At 58.5% G+C, this 15516-nt stretch carries 14 protein-coding genes and 1 riboswitch; of the genes, 11 read left to right on the top strand and 3 right to left on the bottom strand.

The genetic code is table 11. The features are described from left to right. Positions 1 to 37 precede the first annotated feature (37 nt). The 4 genes from ACUTJJ_RS12110 (at position 38) to ACUTJJ_RS12125 (ending at position 5243) form a co-directional block, all read left to right on the top strand. Positions 38 to 1288 (top strand): ABC transporter substrate-binding protein, encoded by a 1251-nt coding sequence (locus ACUTJJ_RS12110; RefSeq protein WP_144577759.1) that lies wholly within the window; start codon positions 38 to 40, stop codon positions 1286 to 1288. Between the two features lie 175 nt (positions 1289 to 1463). Beyond that, complete coding sequence (locus ACUTJJ_RS12115; RefSeq protein WP_186376864.1) at positions 1464 to 2375, top strand: carbohydrate ABC transporter permease; 912 nt, start codon at positions 1464 to 1466, stop codon at positions 2373 to 2375. 4 nt (positions 2376 to 2379) lie between these two features. Continuing rightward, positions 2380 to 3237: a carbohydrate ABC transporter permease gene (locus tag ACUTJJ_RS12120; RefSeq protein ID WP_144577755.1), complete on the top strand. Its 858-nt coding sequence runs from the start codon at positions 2380 to 2382 to the stop codon at positions 3235 to 3237. An 11-nt stretch (positions 3238 to 3248) separates the two neighbouring features. Continuing rightward, positions 3249 to 5243 (top strand): alpha-glucosidase, encoded by a 1995-nt coding sequence (locus ACUTJJ_RS12125; RefSeq protein ID WP_445542332.1) that lies wholly within the window; start codon positions 3249 to 3251, stop codon positions 5241 to 5243. A 20-nt stretch (positions 5244 to 5263) separates the two neighbouring features. On the opposite strand, the gene ACUTJJ_RS12130 is transcribed toward ACUTJJ_RS12125, so the two are convergent. Both ACUTJJ_RS12130 and ACUTJJ_RS12135 read right to left on the bottom strand, forming a co-directional pair. Next, complete coding sequence (locus ACUTJJ_RS12130) at positions 5264 to 6553, bottom strand: pilus assembly protein (RefSeq protein ID WP_445542333.1); 1290 nt, start codon at positions 6551 to 6553, stop codon at positions 5264 to 5266. A 139-nt stretch (positions 6554 to 6692) separates the two neighbouring features. Beyond that, positions 6693 to 8015 (bottom strand): TadE/TadG family type IV pilus assembly protein, encoded by a 1323-nt coding sequence (locus ACUTJJ_RS12135; RefSeq protein WP_445542334.1) that lies wholly within the window; start codon positions 8013 to 8015, stop codon positions 6693 to 6695. Between the two features lie 183 nt (positions 8016 to 8198). Then, positions 8199 to 8301, top strand: a riboswitch (TPP riboswitch). A 124-nt stretch (positions 8302 to 8425) separates the two neighbouring features. On the opposite strand from ACUTJJ_RS12135, the gene ACUTJJ_RS12140 reads away from it, so the two are divergent. The 5 genes from ACUTJJ_RS12140 to thiD are packed head-to-tail and all read left to right on the top strand — an operon-like array spanning position 8426 to position 12338. Beyond that, positions 8426 to 9211 (top strand): ABC transporter permease, encoded by a 786-nt coding sequence (locus tag ACUTJJ_RS12140; protein ID WP_445542335.1) that lies wholly within the window; start codon positions 8426 to 8428, stop codon positions 9209 to 9211. Continuing rightward, entirely contained in the window at positions 9208 to 10158 is a 951-nt protein-coding gene (locus tag ACUTJJ_RS12145) for an ABC transporter substrate-binding protein (RefSeq protein ID WP_445542336.1), read from the top strand. The genes ACUTJJ_RS12140 and ACUTJJ_RS12145 overlap by 4 nt, the downstream gene beginning before the upstream one ends. Then, positions 10155 to 10895: a hydroxyethylthiazole kinase gene (locus ACUTJJ_RS12150; protein WP_445542337.1), complete on the top strand. Its 741-nt coding sequence runs from the start codon at positions 10155 to 10157 to the stop codon at positions 10893 to 10895. Before ACUTJJ_RS12145 ends, ACUTJJ_RS12150 begins: the two co-directional genes overlap by 4 nt. Next, positions 10882 to 11544 carry a thiamine phosphate synthase gene (gene thiE, locus ACUTJJ_RS12155; RefSeq protein WP_445542338.1) on the top strand — a complete coding sequence of 221 codons (663 nt, stop codon included), beginning with the start codon at positions 10882 to 10884 and terminating at the stop codon, positions 11542 to 11544. Before ACUTJJ_RS12150 ends, thiE begins: the two co-directional genes overlap by 14 nt. Next, a complete protein-coding gene (thiD, locus tag ACUTJJ_RS12160) occupies positions 11541 to 12338 on the top strand; it encodes a bifunctional hydroxymethylpyrimidine kinase/phosphomethylpyrimidine kinase (protein ID WP_445542339.1) in 798 nt (265 codons plus the stop codon). Before thiE ends, thiD begins: the two co-directional genes overlap by 4 nt. A 116-nt stretch (positions 12339 to 12454) precedes the next feature. Here the strand turns inward: thiD and ACUTJJ_RS12165 are convergent, their stop codons facing one another. Continuing rightward, positions 12455 to 12913, bottom strand: coding sequence for an Lrp/AsnC family transcriptional regulator (locus ACUTJJ_RS12165; protein WP_004438693.1), 459 nt, complete (start codon positions 12911 to 12913; stop codon positions 12455 to 12457). A gap of 127 nt (positions 12914 to 13040) precedes the next feature. Here ACUTJJ_RS12165 and alr point away from each other — a divergent pair, with 127 nt between their 5' ends. Further along, on the top strand, positions 13041 to 14207 hold the full coding sequence (gene alr, locus ACUTJJ_RS12170) for an alanine racemase (RefSeq protein ID WP_445542340.1): 1167 nt from the start codon (positions 13041 to 13043) through the stop codon (positions 14205 to 14207). Positions 14208 to 14214: 7 nt separating this feature from the next. Continuing rightward, positions 14215 to 15471, top strand: coding sequence for a D-amino acid dehydrogenase (locus tag ACUTJJ_RS12175; RefSeq protein WP_445542341.1), 1257 nt, complete (start codon positions 14215 to 14217; stop codon positions 15469 to 15471). Positions 15472 to 15516: the final 45 nt, after the last annotated feature.

Consider the following 15516-nt stretch of genomic DNA (forward strand, 5'->3'; position numbering starts at 1 on the left):
AATTGCAGCGGCCAAGGATTAATAACGGGAGGAACACATGACACTTAAAACTATCAGGGGCAAAGCCCTCATGGGCGCAGCGCTCTGCGCAACAATGCTCGCTTTTTCGGGACAGGCCTTTGCCGACGCCGAACTGAAAATCTTCGTTTCCAGCCAGCATCAGCCGGATGTCTGGCGCAAGGCGCTGGACCAATATGAGGCAAAGACGCCGGGCGTGAAGGTGGTGATCGAGACCGGCGGCAATACCTCGGAGATGCAGGCGCAATATCTCAACACCGTCATGTCGGCCAAGGATTCGAGCCTTGACGTGCTAATGCTTGACGTCATCCGCCCCGCGCAATTCGCCACCGCCGGCTGGACCAGCGATTTCTCCGGCAAGGACTTGTCCGCCTATCTGCCGACCTATGCCGAAGCCAACACCGTGGGCGGCAAGATCGTGGCGCTGCCTGCCTTCGCAGACTCCATGTTCCTCTATTACCGCAAGGACCTGCTCGACAAATACGGCATCAAGCCGCCGACCACCTGGGACGAGCTGAAGGAAGCCTCCAAGAAGGTGATGGAAGGCGAAAAGAACCCCGAGCTTCAAGGCCTGTCCTTCCAGGGCAAGGCGATCGAAGGCGCGGTTTGCACCTTCCTCCTGCCCTATTGGAGCGAGGGCAAGTCTCTGGTTGAAAACGGCAAGCTGAACTTCGACAATCAGGCGGCGGTGGATTCGCTCAAGCTCTGGAAGACCTTTGTCGATGAAGGCATTTCCAAGAAGAATATTTCGGAAGTCGCGACCGACGACACCCGCAAGGAGTTCCAGGCCGGCAAGGTCCTCTTCGCCGTCAACTGGTCCTACGCCTGGACCCATTTCCAGGGCAAGGAATCGCAGGTGAACGACAAGGTCGGCGTCGCCCGCCTGCCGGCCGTCAAGGGCGGCGAGCAGACGACCTGCCTCGGCGGCTGGGAATTCGGCGTCTCCGCCTATTCCAAGCAGCAGGATGAAGCCAAGAAGCTGGTGGAATATCTCTCCAGTCAGGATGTGTCGAAGTTCATGGCGATCAACGCAGCACTTCTGCCCACCTATGCCGCGCTCTACAAGGATGCGGACGTGACCAAGACGATCCCGTGGTTCGCGGACGCCCTGCCCGTCGTCGAAACGGCAAAGGCCCGTCCGGTTACCCCGCGTTATAACGAGGTCAGCGAAACAATCCGCACCACCGTCAACGGGGTGCTTGCCGGCGTGATGACACCGGAAGATGGTGCAAAGCAGATGGAAAGCCGTCTGCGGCGCGTTCTGCGCTAAGCTTTGAGGCCGGAAGGCGGCATGCGCGCCATGCCCTTTCCGGCCGTTTCGACTGACAGGAATAAAGCCGCCTGAACGGCGCGATAAACGGGCCGGACATGAACCGGCCCGATCGGGAGACGATGACGTGAATCCAGTTGCGGGAGTGGCAGACGTGACAATGCCGGAAAGAACGATGGTCAGGGTGGATGAGCAGAAATTGCCGGGCTGGACGCGGTGGCTCGATCTCGGCGACCGGTCGCTGGCCGTACTGCTGCTCGCGCCGGCGGCGATCCTGCTTTCGCTCATCATCGTTTACCCGGTGGCGCGGCTCGTCTATACGAGCTTCTTCAGCCTATCGCTGACCTCTGGCCTGCCGGCGGAATTCATCGGCTTTGAAAATTACACGGCGATGTTCGACGATCCGATTTTCTGGGAAACGACCTGGAATACGGTGCTAATAACGCTGATCACCGTGCCCGGCGCACTATTCATGGGCCTTGGCCTCGCATTGCTCGCCAACCTGCCTTTCTCCATGCAGTGGCCAATGCGGCTTTCGCTTCTCATCCCCTGGGCGCTGCCGCTCTCCTTTGCAGGTCTCATCTTCGCGTGGTTCTTCCATTATGAATATGGTGTGGTCAACGACGTGCTGAACCAGCTGGGCTTTGAAGGCATCATCTGGTTCAACTCACCGAACTGGGCCTTTGCCGCCATCTGTCTGACGATTATCTGGAAGACCTCCTCCTTCATGGCGCTCATGATCCTCGCGGGGTTGCAGACCATCCCGCGCTCGCTTTACGAGGCAGCGGATGTGGATGGCGCCGGCAAGATCAGGCAGTTCTGCGAAATCACCCTGCCGCTTCTGAAGCCATCTATTATCGTCGCCCTCATCTTCCGCACGATCACGGCGCTACAGACATTTGATATTCCCTACATGATGACCGGCGGCGGCCCCGGCACATCCACCACGACGCTTGCCATGTATATCCACCAGAACACCGTCTCCTTCCTCGATCTCGGTTACGGTTCAGCGCTGGCGGTCATGATGTTTGCGCTTTCCATGTGCGTCACGGCCGTTTACCTCCGTATCATCAGGACGAAGGACTGATCCCATGAGCACCGTTGCCACCTCTTCCGGTCTGTCCTCCTTCTTCTCTGGCAAGCCGCTGCGGTTCATCGCGGCCTCCATTCTTCTGATAAACGGCCTTTTCCCGGCTATCTGGATCCTCTTCACCTCGCTGAAAACCGAGGCGGAGCTGACTGTCAAGCCGATCACCTGGTTTCCGCACGCGCCGACGCTCGCCAACTACATGCAGGCCTTTTCGGATCAGCCGCTGCACCTCTTCCTGTTCAACAGCTTCATCGTGGCGCTGCTTTCCACGGCACTGACCATCCTGATTTCGGTGTTGGCGGCTTACGCGTTGGCTCGGCTGAACCTTAAATACCGGGCGCTTATCCTGTCGCTCATCATCGCCGTTTCCACCTTTCCGCTGGTGACGCTGCTTGTGCCGCTGTTCGAAATCATGCGGGCGCTCAATCTGCTCAACAGCTGGACGGCGCTGATCCTACCCTACACGGTGCTTTCACTGCCGGTGTGCACGCTGATGCTGGTTTCCTTCTTCGAAAGTATTCCGCGCGATCTCGAAAACGCTGCCATGATCGATGGCTGCACCCGCATCGGCGCGCTGTTCAAGGTCGTCGTGCCGCTCTGCGCGCCGGGTGTCTTCACCGCAGGCATCCTTGCTTTCGTGAATGCCTGGGACGAGTTCCTGCTGGCGCTCTCCTTCAATTCCAACCCTGCGCTGCGCACACTGCCCGTTGGCATCCAGCTTTATCAGGGGGAGTTCGCTTTCCCCTGGCCGGTCATTTCGGCAGCGTTGGTGGTCGGCATTGTGCCGGTCGCGATCCTCATCGTCATCTTCCAGGAACGGGTTGTCTCTGGCCTCACCGCCGGCGGTCTCAAGGGCTAAAAGGTTAAGTCATGCATTTCGAAAAGACCCACGATGGATTTACGCTCTCAATCGGCAACCGCGCCATCCTGTCCCATTCGCCCGATAAGCCCGCCTTCTTTGCCGGTTTGGGCAAGGAGCGAATGGAGATGTACCGCGGAAATTTCGATATCGAAGACTACGTCATCGAAAGGACTGCCCTGCGGTATGCCGAAGTCAGCGACGGCGCAGTAACGCTCTCATCTGAGAAGGGTCAGGTGCCACGCCTGCGCCTGACACTGGACGGTCATGCAATTCGCATGACAGCGCTGGACGACACTATCAACCGCCTCTGGCTGCGTGTCGTTGCTGAATCGGATGAGCACGTCTGGGGCGGAGGCGAACAGATGTCCTATTTCGACATGCGCGGCCGCCGTTTCCCGCTCTGGACCTCAGAACCGGGCGTCGGCCGGGACAAGACGACCGAAATCACCTTCAAATCCGACGTCAGCGGCAGGGCCGGCGGCGATTATTACAACACCAACTATCCGCAGCCCACCTACCTCTCTTCGCGCAAATATGCCCTGCACGTAGAAACGAGCGCCTATTCCGTTTTCGATTTCCGCAATGGCGATTTCCACGAGATCGAGATTTGGGCCATCCCCGAAAAAATCGAGCTTTTCGCCGGTGACCGGTTTACAGACATTGTTTCAGCCCTGTCGCTGCGGTTCGGGCGGCAACCCGAATTACCTGATTGGGTCTATAATGGCGCGATCATCGGTTTAAAGGATGGCGTCAACTCTTTCGCCAGACTGGAAAAAATCCGCGCTGCCGGAACGAAGGTTTCAGGCCTCTGGTGCGAGGACTGGGTGGGACTTCGCCAGACATCCTTCGGCGCGCGGTTGTTCTGGGACTGGCAGGCAAACGAAACCCGTTACCCGCATCTGCGCCAGAAAATCGCCGAGCTTGCGGATCAGGGCGTCCGGTTCCTCGGCTATGTGAACCCCTATCTTTGCGTCGACGGCCCGCTCTTTCCTGTCGCTGAAGCGGCCGGTTATTTCGCCACCGACGCCGAGGGCAAAACGGCGCTGGTGGATTTTGGCGAGTTCGATTGCGGCGTGGTCGACTTCACCAACCCGGCTGCCGCTGACTGGTTTGCAGAGGCGATCATCGGCAAGAATATGCTGGATTTTGGCCTCTCGGGCTGGATGGCCGATTTCGGCGAATATCTGCCGATCGATATCAAGCTTGCGAACGGCGTCGACGCCAAGCTGATGCACAATGCCTGGCCCACGCTCTGGGCCGAGGTCAATGCGAAAGCCGTGGAAAGCCGCGGCAAGACCGGCGAAGCCCTGTTCTTCATGCGCGCGGGCTTCACCGGCGTGCAGGCCCATTGCCCCCTCATCTGGGGCGGCGACCAGTCGGTCGATTTCTCCCGTCACGACGGCCTTGTCACCGTCATCTGCGGCGCGCTCTCATCCGGGCTCATGGGCAACGCCTACCACCACTCCGATATTGGCGGCTACACCAGCCTTTTCGGCAATGTGCGGACGGCGGAACTCATCATGCGCTGGACGGAGATGGCCGCCTTCACCCCGGTTATGCGCACCCACGAGGGCAACAGACCGCGCGACAACCTGCAGATCGATCAGGATGAAGCGGTTCTTTCCCATTTCGCCCGCATGAGCGCGATCTATGTCGCGCTCGCTCCCTATCTGAAATCGCTTTCCGCCGAAGCGGCAAAGACGGGCCTGCCGGTGCAGCGGCCGCTTTTCCTGCATTACGAGAACGAGTTGCAGACCTATGCCATTCAGGACTGCTATCTCTATGGCGAGGACATGCTGGTCGCACCGGTCTGGAAGGCGGGCGAAACGCAACGCTCGCTCTACCTTCCGGGTGACGGCGAATGGGTTCATCTCTGGAGCGGCGCGCATTATCTGGGCGGACGGGAGATATCCGTCGAAGCGCCACTCGGCGAGCCCGCGGTATTTTATCGCGCCGATAGCAATCACCGTCAGCTATTCGAACGGCTTCGCACCATCGACTAAAAAAGGCTTTGCCCCTTGCGTCACCCCGTCAGGCGGGGTGACGTGATGGCCTTCTTGAAAAGCGCGGTCATCGCGTCGCTGATACCCTGCGACGGGCTGACCTCGAAGAACAGGCCAGGCGAAGCGCATTGCTGCATGCGTGTGCCGATTTCCGACTGAAACGGCTTAATCCAGCTATTATACCAGTCGTTGGTCGGCAGCGGGAGATAGGTGGTGTAGAGCACGGCGATGCGAAAACCCTTTTCTTTCAGCTTCGTGCAATATTTGAGGTCGATCGGTTCCTGACAGCGACCGCCCGTCGTTTTTTTGGTGCAGGTCGAGGGCTTGTAACTATCGCCGACGCCATCGGTCACGAAGAAGACGATCTTCTCCGGACTCGCCGAACTCGCGCCTGTGCCGGAGTTACCGATCTTGTCCCCGATCTGGGTCAGCGCCCGGTCGAAATCCGTCTGCTGGTCGTTGTTGAATCCCTGCTTGGGGATAGACATCAGGTCAACTTCGGCGGCTTTCTTCTTCGCCGTCGCCAGATCCGATGTCAGTGGCACGACTTCAAGTAGCTTCGTATCTTCGGCTTTTTCTCCAAAGGAATAGACCGCCATACGATATTGATTGCTGCTTTTGCGCATGGACTTCGCCGTATCCATAAGGCTCGCTGTCGCCTTTGCGACCACATTGATGCGCGTGGTCACGCCGAGACGTTTTGCCTTGTAGTAATAGCTGTTGGTATCCACCACACCGTCCTTCACGATGTGACAGGCGAAAGCGCATTTATCGCTCGTATTTGCGACCATGGTGGCGACATCGGTCGGGGTCGCGCCCACACCCATGGACGGCGTGTTGTCCAGAAGCACGTAAAAATCGCTGTAGGTTTCCGTTTCATATTTGGCGGTGGCAGAGCCAGAAACCGTGAAGAGATCTTTTCCCAGTATCTTGGAAAGCGTGGTATCGACAGAGGCCCTGAAGTTGACGGAAGACACAATCGCATTGCCGTTTTTTGTCACCTCTATATCGAGAGACAAAAGCGAATAGTCGGGATTGGCTCGCTCATTGCTTCTGAAAAATGCGGCGCCTTCGTCGCCGCCAAGCGTAATGACGCCATCTGCGGACATCTCCTTTGCCTTGTGAACGCTTGACGAGCTATCGGAGACCACCGCCAGAGCCGCCGCATCCGCCGCCCTCTGCAGGTCGGATTTTACGGTCATGCTGTGCGTTACATCCAGCGCAACGCCAGCAGTACCGATGAGCGGCACCAAAAGCAAAGCAGTTAGAATTCCGAAATTACCCGATCTGTCCTGCCAGATATTTTTCAAGTTTGCCCCCAAAGCGTTTGGAGACAGAACTTAGAAAAAGACCGTTGAAAGGCAGTTTCGAAGGATAACTAATTTTCGATAAATCTAATTTCCTAAATAACTAAATGTCGATCCGATAAGCCTTCCGCTATGCTGGTCATCACCCGGTCAGGCGTGGCGAGCTGATCGCCTTCTTAAAAAGCGCCGACATGGCCTCGCTGATACCCTGCGAGGGGCTGACTTCGAAAAACAGGCCAGGGGAGGCGCAGGCTTGCATGCGTGGGCCGATCTCCGTTTCGAATGGTGCGATCCAATTATCGTAGTGCTGATTACCAGGAAGCGGCAGATACGTTGTGTAAAGCACGGCAATACGGAAGCCTTGTTTTTTGAGGTTGTCGCACAGCTTGGTGTCTATGGGTTCCTGGCAGCGTCCATTCCAAATCTTTTTCTTGGTACATGCGGCTTTTGCAGCATCGGCCACGCCATCCGACACGAAGAAAAGGATTTTTTCAGGTGTAGCGGAACTCGCGCCATTTCCCGACGTTCCCATCTTCGGTATTATCCTCGTCAGTGCACGGTCGAAATTCGTATGCTGGTCGCTTTTATAATTGTGGCCTGGAACTGACATCAACTCAATTCCTCTGATCTTTTTTTTGGCCGCCTGCAAATCCGAGGTACGCGAGACAATCTCCGGAAGGTCCTTGTTAAAAAAGGCATCCTCTGCTGTCTTTCCGAAAGTGTAGACAGCAATGCGATACTGATCAGGTTTTTTGCGCGTGTCCTGAGCTGTGTCCATCAAACTCGCAGTCGCCTTTGCAACCACGTCGATGCGCGTCGTCGCGTTGATGTATCCCTTCGCCTGCGGATCCTTGTTTTTGAGCCGGAAATAGCTGCTGTTGGGATCGGAAGATCCGTCCGCCAACGTGACATGGCAGGCGAACTGACAACCGAGGGCGGCTTTCATCGTTGCCACATCGGCGGGCGTTGCGCCGACGCCCATGGAAGGCGAGTTGTCGAGCAGCAGATAGAAGTCGGTATAGGTTTCCGTCTCATATTTGGCAGTTGCGTTGCCGGAGACAGTCAGGAAATCCTTTCCCAGGACTCTGGAGAGCGTTGTATTAAGCGAAGCCTTAAAACTCAATGACGATTCGATCACGGTGTTATTCTTCTTCACCTGTATATCGAGCTCCAATAGGCGATATTCCGGGTTCCCCCGCTGATTGCTGTGAAAAAAAGCTTCAGCCTCTTCCTTTCCAACCGAAACGACGCCGTTGCTGGCCATTCGCCGTGCAGCCTCGGCACTGGCTGAACTTTCCGCAACCACGGCCAGAGCCGCAGAATCCGCTGCCATCTGAAGATCGGATTTCACGCTCATGGCTCGAACGACATCCAGCGCAACGCCGGCGGATCCGATGATCGGTATGATCAGCAGAGCACTCAGAATCGCAAAGTTTCCAGACTTGTCCCGCCAGATGTTTTTCAAGATCAGCTCCGAATTATCAGAATTCGGATGAGGTTTATTTCAGTGTCGTTGCGATATAGTTTATCTATATAACTAATTACCAATAAATCCGATATTACTAATAACTATATTTAAGTAATATATAGAAGACCCATGATCTGTCGGCGGAGCCGTTGACATTTTTAGATCATGTCTTACAAAACAAGCTCTTCCGAGGGGAGCACCTGACGGTGCTGAGATGGCGACGAGCCGGACCCTTGAACCTGATCCGGGTCATGCCGGCGTAGGAACGGAACTGTCGCGCCTTCAAGGGGCTGCCCATTCTCTTCTCCGCTATGCTTGATCTATGTGATCGTCACATCTGGAGACGACGATGACGCTGAACACTTCCTCCCTTCGCACGTGGTGCGTTTGCGTCTGAGGACCGGCTCATGCGTGCCACCCATGCGCTGAATGGTGTCGGTCTTCTGCTGCTTCTCTGGCAGGCGGGAACATGGCTGCTTGCGCCGCCGCGTTATATTCTGCCACCGCCCGCCGATGTCGCCGCCGCCTTTTGGCGACAGCCCGGTTTCCTGTTCGGCCAGGCCATGGTGACATCAGGCGAAATGGCGCTCGGTCTCGCGGCAGGCGTTGCCGCTGGTATTCTCGTTGCCTTCACGATTGCGGCCACCCCGCGCTTTGGGCGGCTTGTCTGGCCCATGGTTCTGGTCTTACAGGCCTTTCCGGTCTTCGTGCTCGCTCCCATCCTTGTCCTTTGGTTCGGCTTCGGCATGGCCTCGAAAGTCGTGATGACCGCGGTTATCATCTTCTTCCCCGTCGCTTCGGCTTTCACCGATGGCCTCAACCGCACGGACCGCGCCATCCTCGACGCCGCCTCGCTGACACAGGCGAGCCATTGGCAGATCCTCACACGGCTGCGCGTGCCACTGGCAGTGCCCTCGCTGATTTCGGGCTTGAGGGTCGCCGCACCACTCGCCCCGCTCGGCGCCGTCATCGGCGAATGGGTGGGCGCATCGGCGGGACTTGGTTTCGTCATGATCCAGTCCAATGCCCGTATGCAGACAGATACCATGTTCGCCGCCATGCTCATTCTGGCCGTCATGGCCGTGCTGCTCAGGCTGATCGTCGACCGGGCGACAGCCAATCTGGCCCCCTGGGCCAAGGAAACAGAACACACCATTCCATTCAGATATTTCCGGAGACTGTCGGCACCATGAAACGAACGCTTCTTTCCATCGCCATCGCCGCGGCAAGCGTGCTTGCGCCCATGCAATCTGAGGCCGCCGAGAAGCTGACTGTGTTGCTTGAATGGTTCGTTAACCCTGATCATGCCCCGATGGTGATAGCCAGGGAGCGCGGCCTGTTCACCGAGGCCGGGCTGGAAGTGGAACTGGTGCCGCCAGCCGATCCCTCCGCAGTGCCGCGCCTCGTCTCGGCGAAACAGGCCGATATCGGCGTACATTACCAGCCGAACCTTTATCTCGACCACGAAGCCGGCCTGCCGCTCGTCCGTTTCGGCACGCTGGTGGAAACACCGCTCAACACCGTTACGGTTCTCGCCGATGGGCCGATCAAGAGCCTGAAGGACCTGAAAGGCAAAAAGGTCGGTTTTTCCGTTTCCGGGTTCGAGGATGCGATGCTGAAGCGCATGCTGGAGAAAGACGGGCTGACGAAGGACGATGTCGAACTCGTCAATGTCAATTTCTCACTCTCGCCATCGCTGATCGCCGGCAAGGTGGACGCCACGCTTGGCGGTTTCCGCAATTTCGAACTGACTCAGATGAAGCTAGAGGGCCATGAAGGACGATCTTTCTTTCCCGAAGAAAACGGGGTGCCTGCCTATGACGAGCTGATCTTCGTCACTCATCGCGACCTCACCAAAGACAGCCGCCTGCCGCGTTTTCTTTCTGCTGTCGAACAGGCCGCGATCTACATTACCAACCATCCGCAGGAGGCCTGGCAACTCTTCATCAAGGCCTATCCGAACCTTGATGACGCGCTGAACAAGCAGGCCTTTTTCGACACGCTGCCGCGTTTTGCGAAGCGCCCGGCAGCACTCGACCGCACCCGATACACCCGTTTCGGCGCCTTCATGCAGCAGATGCAGCTGATCAAGCAGGCCCCCGCAGCGGAGGATATTGCCGTGGAGTTGCAACAGCCATGAGCGGCGATTTCCCGACAGCGGCAAAGGCCGCCGAAATTCTGGACCGCGTGCGGCAAACGCGCCCACGCGTCCATTGCCTGATGAATACCGTGGTGCAAAAATTCACCGCCGACGGCATCACCGTCGTCGGCGGCATTCCCTCCATGACGACCTCACTCGAGGAAATCGAAAGCTTCGTTGCCAGGGCGGATGCGTTGACCGTCAACCTCGGCACGCTGGATTCGGAGCGACGTAAGGTCATTCGCATCGCGATCGAAATCGCAAATGCATCTGGCAAGCCGTGGATCGTCGACCCCGTGCATGTCGACTATTCGCCCTCGCGGCTGGCGTTCGCGCGCGAACTCATTGCGCTTTCCCCTACCGTTGTACGCGGTAATCACGCCGAAATGACCCTGATCGGCGACGTCCCCAACGTCGTCAGGATCGAGACCGGTCCTGTGGATCATCTTGGCGATGCAACGCGCAGCGTGAGGATCGTTAACGGCCACCCCTGGATGGCAAAGGTCACCGGTACGGGTTGCCTCTCGGGCGGTGTCATCGCCGCCTTCATGGCGGTGGAGAAAGACGCGCTGGCGGCGGCGGCTTCTGCCCTTGCCGTGACAGGCGTCTGCGCCGAACTCGCCGCCAAACAGGCGCGCGGCCCGGGCACTTTCGAACCGGCTTTTCTGGATGCGCTTTCCGAGATTTCCGGTGACGCCATCATCAACCACGCGAGGATAGAGAATGAACAAGGTTGATTACCGTCTAAACGCGCTGGTCGACGCAAGCCTCGGCGATGTTGCGCCTTTGCCGGAGCTTGCTCTGGCGGCAGCACTCAACGGGGCAACGATTTTGCAATATCGCGACAAGCATGGTTCGACCCGGGACATGATCGACAATGCCCGCGCCATTCAGGCGGCGATTGCCGGTACAGGTGTGCCTCTGGTCATCAACGATCGGGTGGATGTCGCGCTCGCCTCCGGCGCGGATGGGGTTCATCTCGGTGCAGACGATATGGATGCGCAGACTGCACGACGCATCCTGGGGGAAAAGGCGATCATTGGCCTTACCGTCAAGAACCGCGCGGACGCCGAACGGGCGGCTTCCATGCCAGTCGATTACGCGTGCATTGGTGGCGTGTTTGAAACAGTCTCCAAAGTCAATCCGGACAAGCCGGTGGGCGTCGATGGTTTTTCGACGCTGCGCGCGTTTTTGAGGGAGTCGCGGCCTGAAATGCCTGTCGGTGCGATCGCCGGCATCGATCTTGCGCGTGTACCGGCCGTCGTTGACGCGGGGGCGGACGGTGTTGCAGTCATTTCCGCCATTTTTCGCGCGGCCGATATTGCGAGTGCAGCGCGCGACTTCCGTTCAACAATTGACGCCGCGCTGAAAGCGAGACAGCCATGACATCCATCGCATTGACCATCGCCGGTTCCGATAGCGGCGGCGGCGCGGGCATCCAGGCCGACATCAAGACCTTCTCCGCCTTGGGCGCCTACGCCGCAAGTGTCATCACGGCCATTACCGCCCAGAATACACGCGGTGTGACGGCTGTTGAGGATATCTCCGTCGTCACCATCGTCGCGCAGATGGATGCTGTTTTTTCCGATCTCGACGTCAACGCTGTAAAAATCGGCATGGTCTCGCGGATCGAAACCATCGCGGCCATTGCTGAACGGCTTCGGCAGCAGTCACAGCCGGTGGTGCTTGATCCCGTCATGGTGGCAACTTCGGGCGACCGGCTGCTGCAGGAAGATGCCATCGAGACGTTGCAGCGCGAGCTTTTACCGCTCGCTACGATCGTCACACCGAACCTACCCGAAGCGGCGCTGCTGGCGGGAACCCCGATTGCGAAAACGGAGCAGGAGATTACCCGCCAGGCCGAGCTGATCCTGAAAACCGGCGCGACGGCGGTGCTTATTAAGGGCGGGCATGGCGATGGACCTGAGAGCACGGATTATCTGTTCGCGGATGGTACCATGCGGGCGCTTTCTGCACCAAGGGTGGACACGAAAAACGACCACGGCACCGGCTGTACGCTGGCAGCGGCGATTACGGCGCATCTTGCGATGGGACATGAATTGCGGGAGGCGGTCGGGCTTGCGAAGGATTATCTGAACGGCGCGCTCCATGCCGGCAGGGGGCTTGCCGTTGGACATGGGCGGGGGCCGGTGCATCATTTTTATCGGTGGTGGGGGTGACATCGATTCGTTGACTGTGGGGTATTGACACCGTGAGCAAGCCGCTTGTCGATCTCCCCCTTGAGGGGGAGATGTCTGGCAGGACGGAGGGGGGGGGAGCCGCACACTCCGCCTGATCACCGCGCCTTCGGCGTCGCCAGCACATTCCGGATCGCAAAACTCGAATGAATGCGCGAAACCCCCGGCAGTTTCGACAGGATCTCCTTGTGAATCCGCTCGAAATCCCCCGCGCTTTCCGCCTCGCAACGCAGGAAATAATCCGAACCGCCGGTCATCAGATAACATTCGCGGATTTCCGGATAACGTCGTACCGCATTCTCGAAACGGTTGAGGAAATCCTCCGTCTGACGGTCGAGCGTGATCTGCACGATAACCGAAATCACCTCGCCGCCGGCAAGACCGCTGGTCAGGGCGGTATAGCCGCGAATAATTCCTTCCCGCTCGAGAATATCGACGCGGCGTAAACACGCCGACGGCGAAAGCCCGACCTCGGCGGCAAGCTTTGCGTTGCTGATGCGGGCATTCAGCCGAAGCAGGCGGATGATGTGGCGGTCGGTCGCATCGAGGGACGACATAGAAAATTCCAATTGATCAACGGAAAGTGCGTGATTTCATACTTTATCGCATTTTCTTCGAACAATCGCCAAGAAATTCGATAATCGTTGCAATACCTTCAGAGGATAAAAACGAGGGTGAACGACCATGGACATGCAGATCAGCCGCCAGCAGGCCGTCGGTGGTGCAAGCGGCCATCTAACCATCGATCTGGGCGCATTGCGCGATAACTATCTGACCCTTGCGGCGATGGCACCGGCATCGCGGACGGCCGCCGTCGTGAAGGCCGACGCCTATGGCCTCGGCGCGGATATCGTCTCGCAGACCTTGTTCGAGGCGGGTTGCCGCGATTTCTTCGTCGCCCATATCAACGAGGCGCTGGCCCTCAGGCTCCGGCTTTCGGCCGAAGCACGGATTTTCGTCCTCAATGGTTTGCAGCCCGGCAACGAAACCTGCTGCGCCGCCATGGCCATCACCCCGATTTTGAATTCGCTGGAACAGATCGCCCAATGGTCGGACCATGCCAGAAAGCTCGGTAAGACGCTCAGCGCCGCCGTGCAGATCGATACCGGCATGTGCCGCCTTGGGCTCTCCCCCGAAGAGCTAGAAATCCTCTCGGCCAAGCCGCAGCTACTTGATGGAATTGATACAGCCTTCGTCATGAGCCATCTCGCCTGTGCCGACGAGCCGGATCATGCTTCGAATGCCGCGCAGCTCGCCGTGATGCGCAAGGCCGCCACCGCCTTTCCTGATACACTGGTGTGTTTTTCCAATTCGGGCGGCATTTTTCTCGGCAATGACTATCATAATGCTTTGCTGCGCCCCGGCATCGCGCTTTATGGCGGTGCGCCTTCCGCTGCCGGCCCCAACCCGATGAAGCCGGTCGTCCGTCTCGATCTCGCCGTCATCCAGACCCGTACTGTTCCCGCCGGCTCGCTGGTCGGTTACGGCGGATCTTTTACGGCGAGCGGTCCGACACGGCTTGCGACCATCGCTGCCGGTTATGCCGATGGCTTGCCGCGTTCGCTCAGCAATCGCGGCGCCGCGTGGTACAATGGCGTGCGCCTGCCAATTGCCGGGCGCGTTTCCATGGACAGCATCATTCTCGATATATCCGCCCTGCCCGAGGGAACATTGACGCAGGGCAGCCTCGTGCAGATGATCGGGCCTGATCAGACACTGGAAGACATCGCCGAGGATGCGGGCACGATTGCCTATGAAATTCTGACCGGCCTCGGTCGCCGTTACCGCCGCAGCTACATTCAGCCGGGCATGAGCCCAACAACCGATTCCATATCAGCCTTTGACAAGTGAGACGATCATGAACGTCACTATCCTCGGAGCCGGCGTTGTCGGCGTGACCTCTGCCTGGTACCTGGCCAAAGCCGGACACAAGGTAACGGTGATCGACCGCCAGCCGGCTGCGGCGCTGGAAACCAGTTTCGCCAATGCGGGCGAAGTGTCGCCCGGTTATTCCTCACCATGGGCGGCGCCTGGCATTCCGGTTAAGGCCATGAAGTGGCTGTTCATGAAACACGCGCCGCTCATCATCCGGCCGACGGCGGATCCCGCCGCCTGGCGCTGGATGAGCCAGATGCTGCGCAACTGCACCTCGGCGCGTTATGCCATCAACAAGAGCCGCATGGTGCGCGTTGCCGAATATAGCCGTGATTGCCTGATGGCGCTTCGCGAAGAAACTGGCATCGACTATGACCAGCGCATGCAAGGGACCCTCGAAGTATTCCGCACCCAGAAGCAGTTTGATGCCATCGGCAAGGATGTAGACGTACTGACGGCGGGCGGCGTGCCGTTCGAGATTCTCGACCGCGATGGCTGCGCCGCCATAGAGCCCGGCCTCGCACCCGCCAAGGAGAAGATCGTCGGCGGCCTGCGACTGCCCGGCGACGAGACAGGCGATTGCTTCATGTTCACGACGGAACTTGCCCGCATGGCCGAAGAAGCGGGCGTCACCTTCCTTTACGACACTGGCATCATGCGGCCGATCGTTGAAGGCGGCCGCATCAAGGCCGTAGAGACCACACGCGGCCTGATGGAGGCCGATATCTTCGTCGCGGCACTCGGCAGCTACTCTCCGCAGTTCGTGAAGCAGCTCGGCATCACTTTGCCGGTCTATCCGGTGAAGGGCTATTCCATCACTGTTCCGATCGTCAATGAAGCGCGGGCTCCCGTCTCGACGGTCATGGACGAAACGTTCAAGGTCGCGATTACCCGTCTCGGCTCTCGGATCCGCGCCGGCGGCATGGCGGAAATCGCGGGTTTCAGCAAGGATTTGCCGGCAGCACGCCAGGAAACGCTGGCCCATTCCGTCGAAGACCTGTTCGGCGGTGCGGGTGATCAGAGCCAGGCGAAGTTCTGGTGCGGCCTGCGCCCGATGACACCCGACGGTACGCCGGTCATCGGCGCCACCCGCTACAGTAATCTTTATCTCAATACCGGTCACGGCACGCTCGGCTGGACAATGTCCTGTGGCTCGGGCCGTGTTCTGGCTGACCTCATCAGTGGTGAAAAGCCGGCAATCGACACCCACGACCTTGCCATCAGCCGTTACGCTGCCTGAGCGCAATGCAAAAGCCCCATCCCGCCGGCAAGGCGGGCTGGACAG

This window comes from Agrobacterium sp. DKPNP3 (assembly GCF_052686535.1).

Excerpts from the sequence above, each read along its gene's own strand:
- thiE (WP_445542338.1), top strand. The coding sequence starts at position 10,882 with ATGAACAAGGTTGATTACCGTCTAAACGCGCTGGTCGACGCAAGCCTC.
- ACUTJJ_RS12175 (WP_445542341.1), top strand. The coding sequence starts at position 14,215 with ATGAACGTCACTATCCTCGGAGCCGGCGTTGTCGGCGTGACCTCTGCC.
- ACUTJJ_RS12110 (WP_144577759.1), top strand. The coding sequence starts at position 38 with ATGACACTTAAAACTATCAGGGGCAAAGCCCTCATGGGCGCAGCGCTC.
- ACUTJJ_RS12150 (WP_445542337.1), top strand. The coding sequence starts at position 10,155 with ATGAGCGGCGATTTCCCGACAGCGGCAAAGGCCGCCGAAATTCTGGAC.
- ACUTJJ_RS12140 (WP_445542335.1), top strand. The coding sequence starts at position 8,426 with ATGCGTGCCACCCATGCGCTGAATGGTGTCGGTCTTCTGCTGCTTCTC.
- ACUTJJ_RS12125 (WP_445542332.1), top strand. The coding sequence starts at position 3,249 with ATGCATTTCGAAAAGACCCACGATGGATTTACGCTCTCAATCGGCAAC.
- thiD (WP_445542339.1), top strand. The coding sequence starts at position 11,541 with ATGACATCCATCGCATTGACCATCGCCGGTTCCGATAGCGGCGGCGGC.
- ACUTJJ_RS12115 (WP_186376864.1), top strand. The coding sequence starts at position 1,464 with ATGGTCAGGGTGGATGAGCAGAAATTGCCGGGCTGGACGCGGTGGCTC.
- ACUTJJ_RS12165 (WP_004438693.1), bottom strand. The coding sequence starts at position 12,913 with ATGTCGTCCCTCGATGCGACCGACCGCCACATCATCCGCCTGCTTCGG.
- ACUTJJ_RS12145 (WP_445542336.1), top strand. The coding sequence starts at position 9,208 with ATGAAACGAACGCTTCTTTCCATCGCCATCGCCGCGGCAAGCGTGCTT.
- ACUTJJ_RS12120 (WP_144577755.1), top strand. The coding sequence starts at position 2,380 with ATGAGCACCGTTGCCACCTCTTCCGGTCTGTCCTCCTTCTTCTCTGGC.
- alr (WP_445542340.1), top strand. The coding sequence starts at position 13,041 with ATGGACATGCAGATCAGCCGCCAGCAGGCCGTCGGTGGTGCAAGCGGC.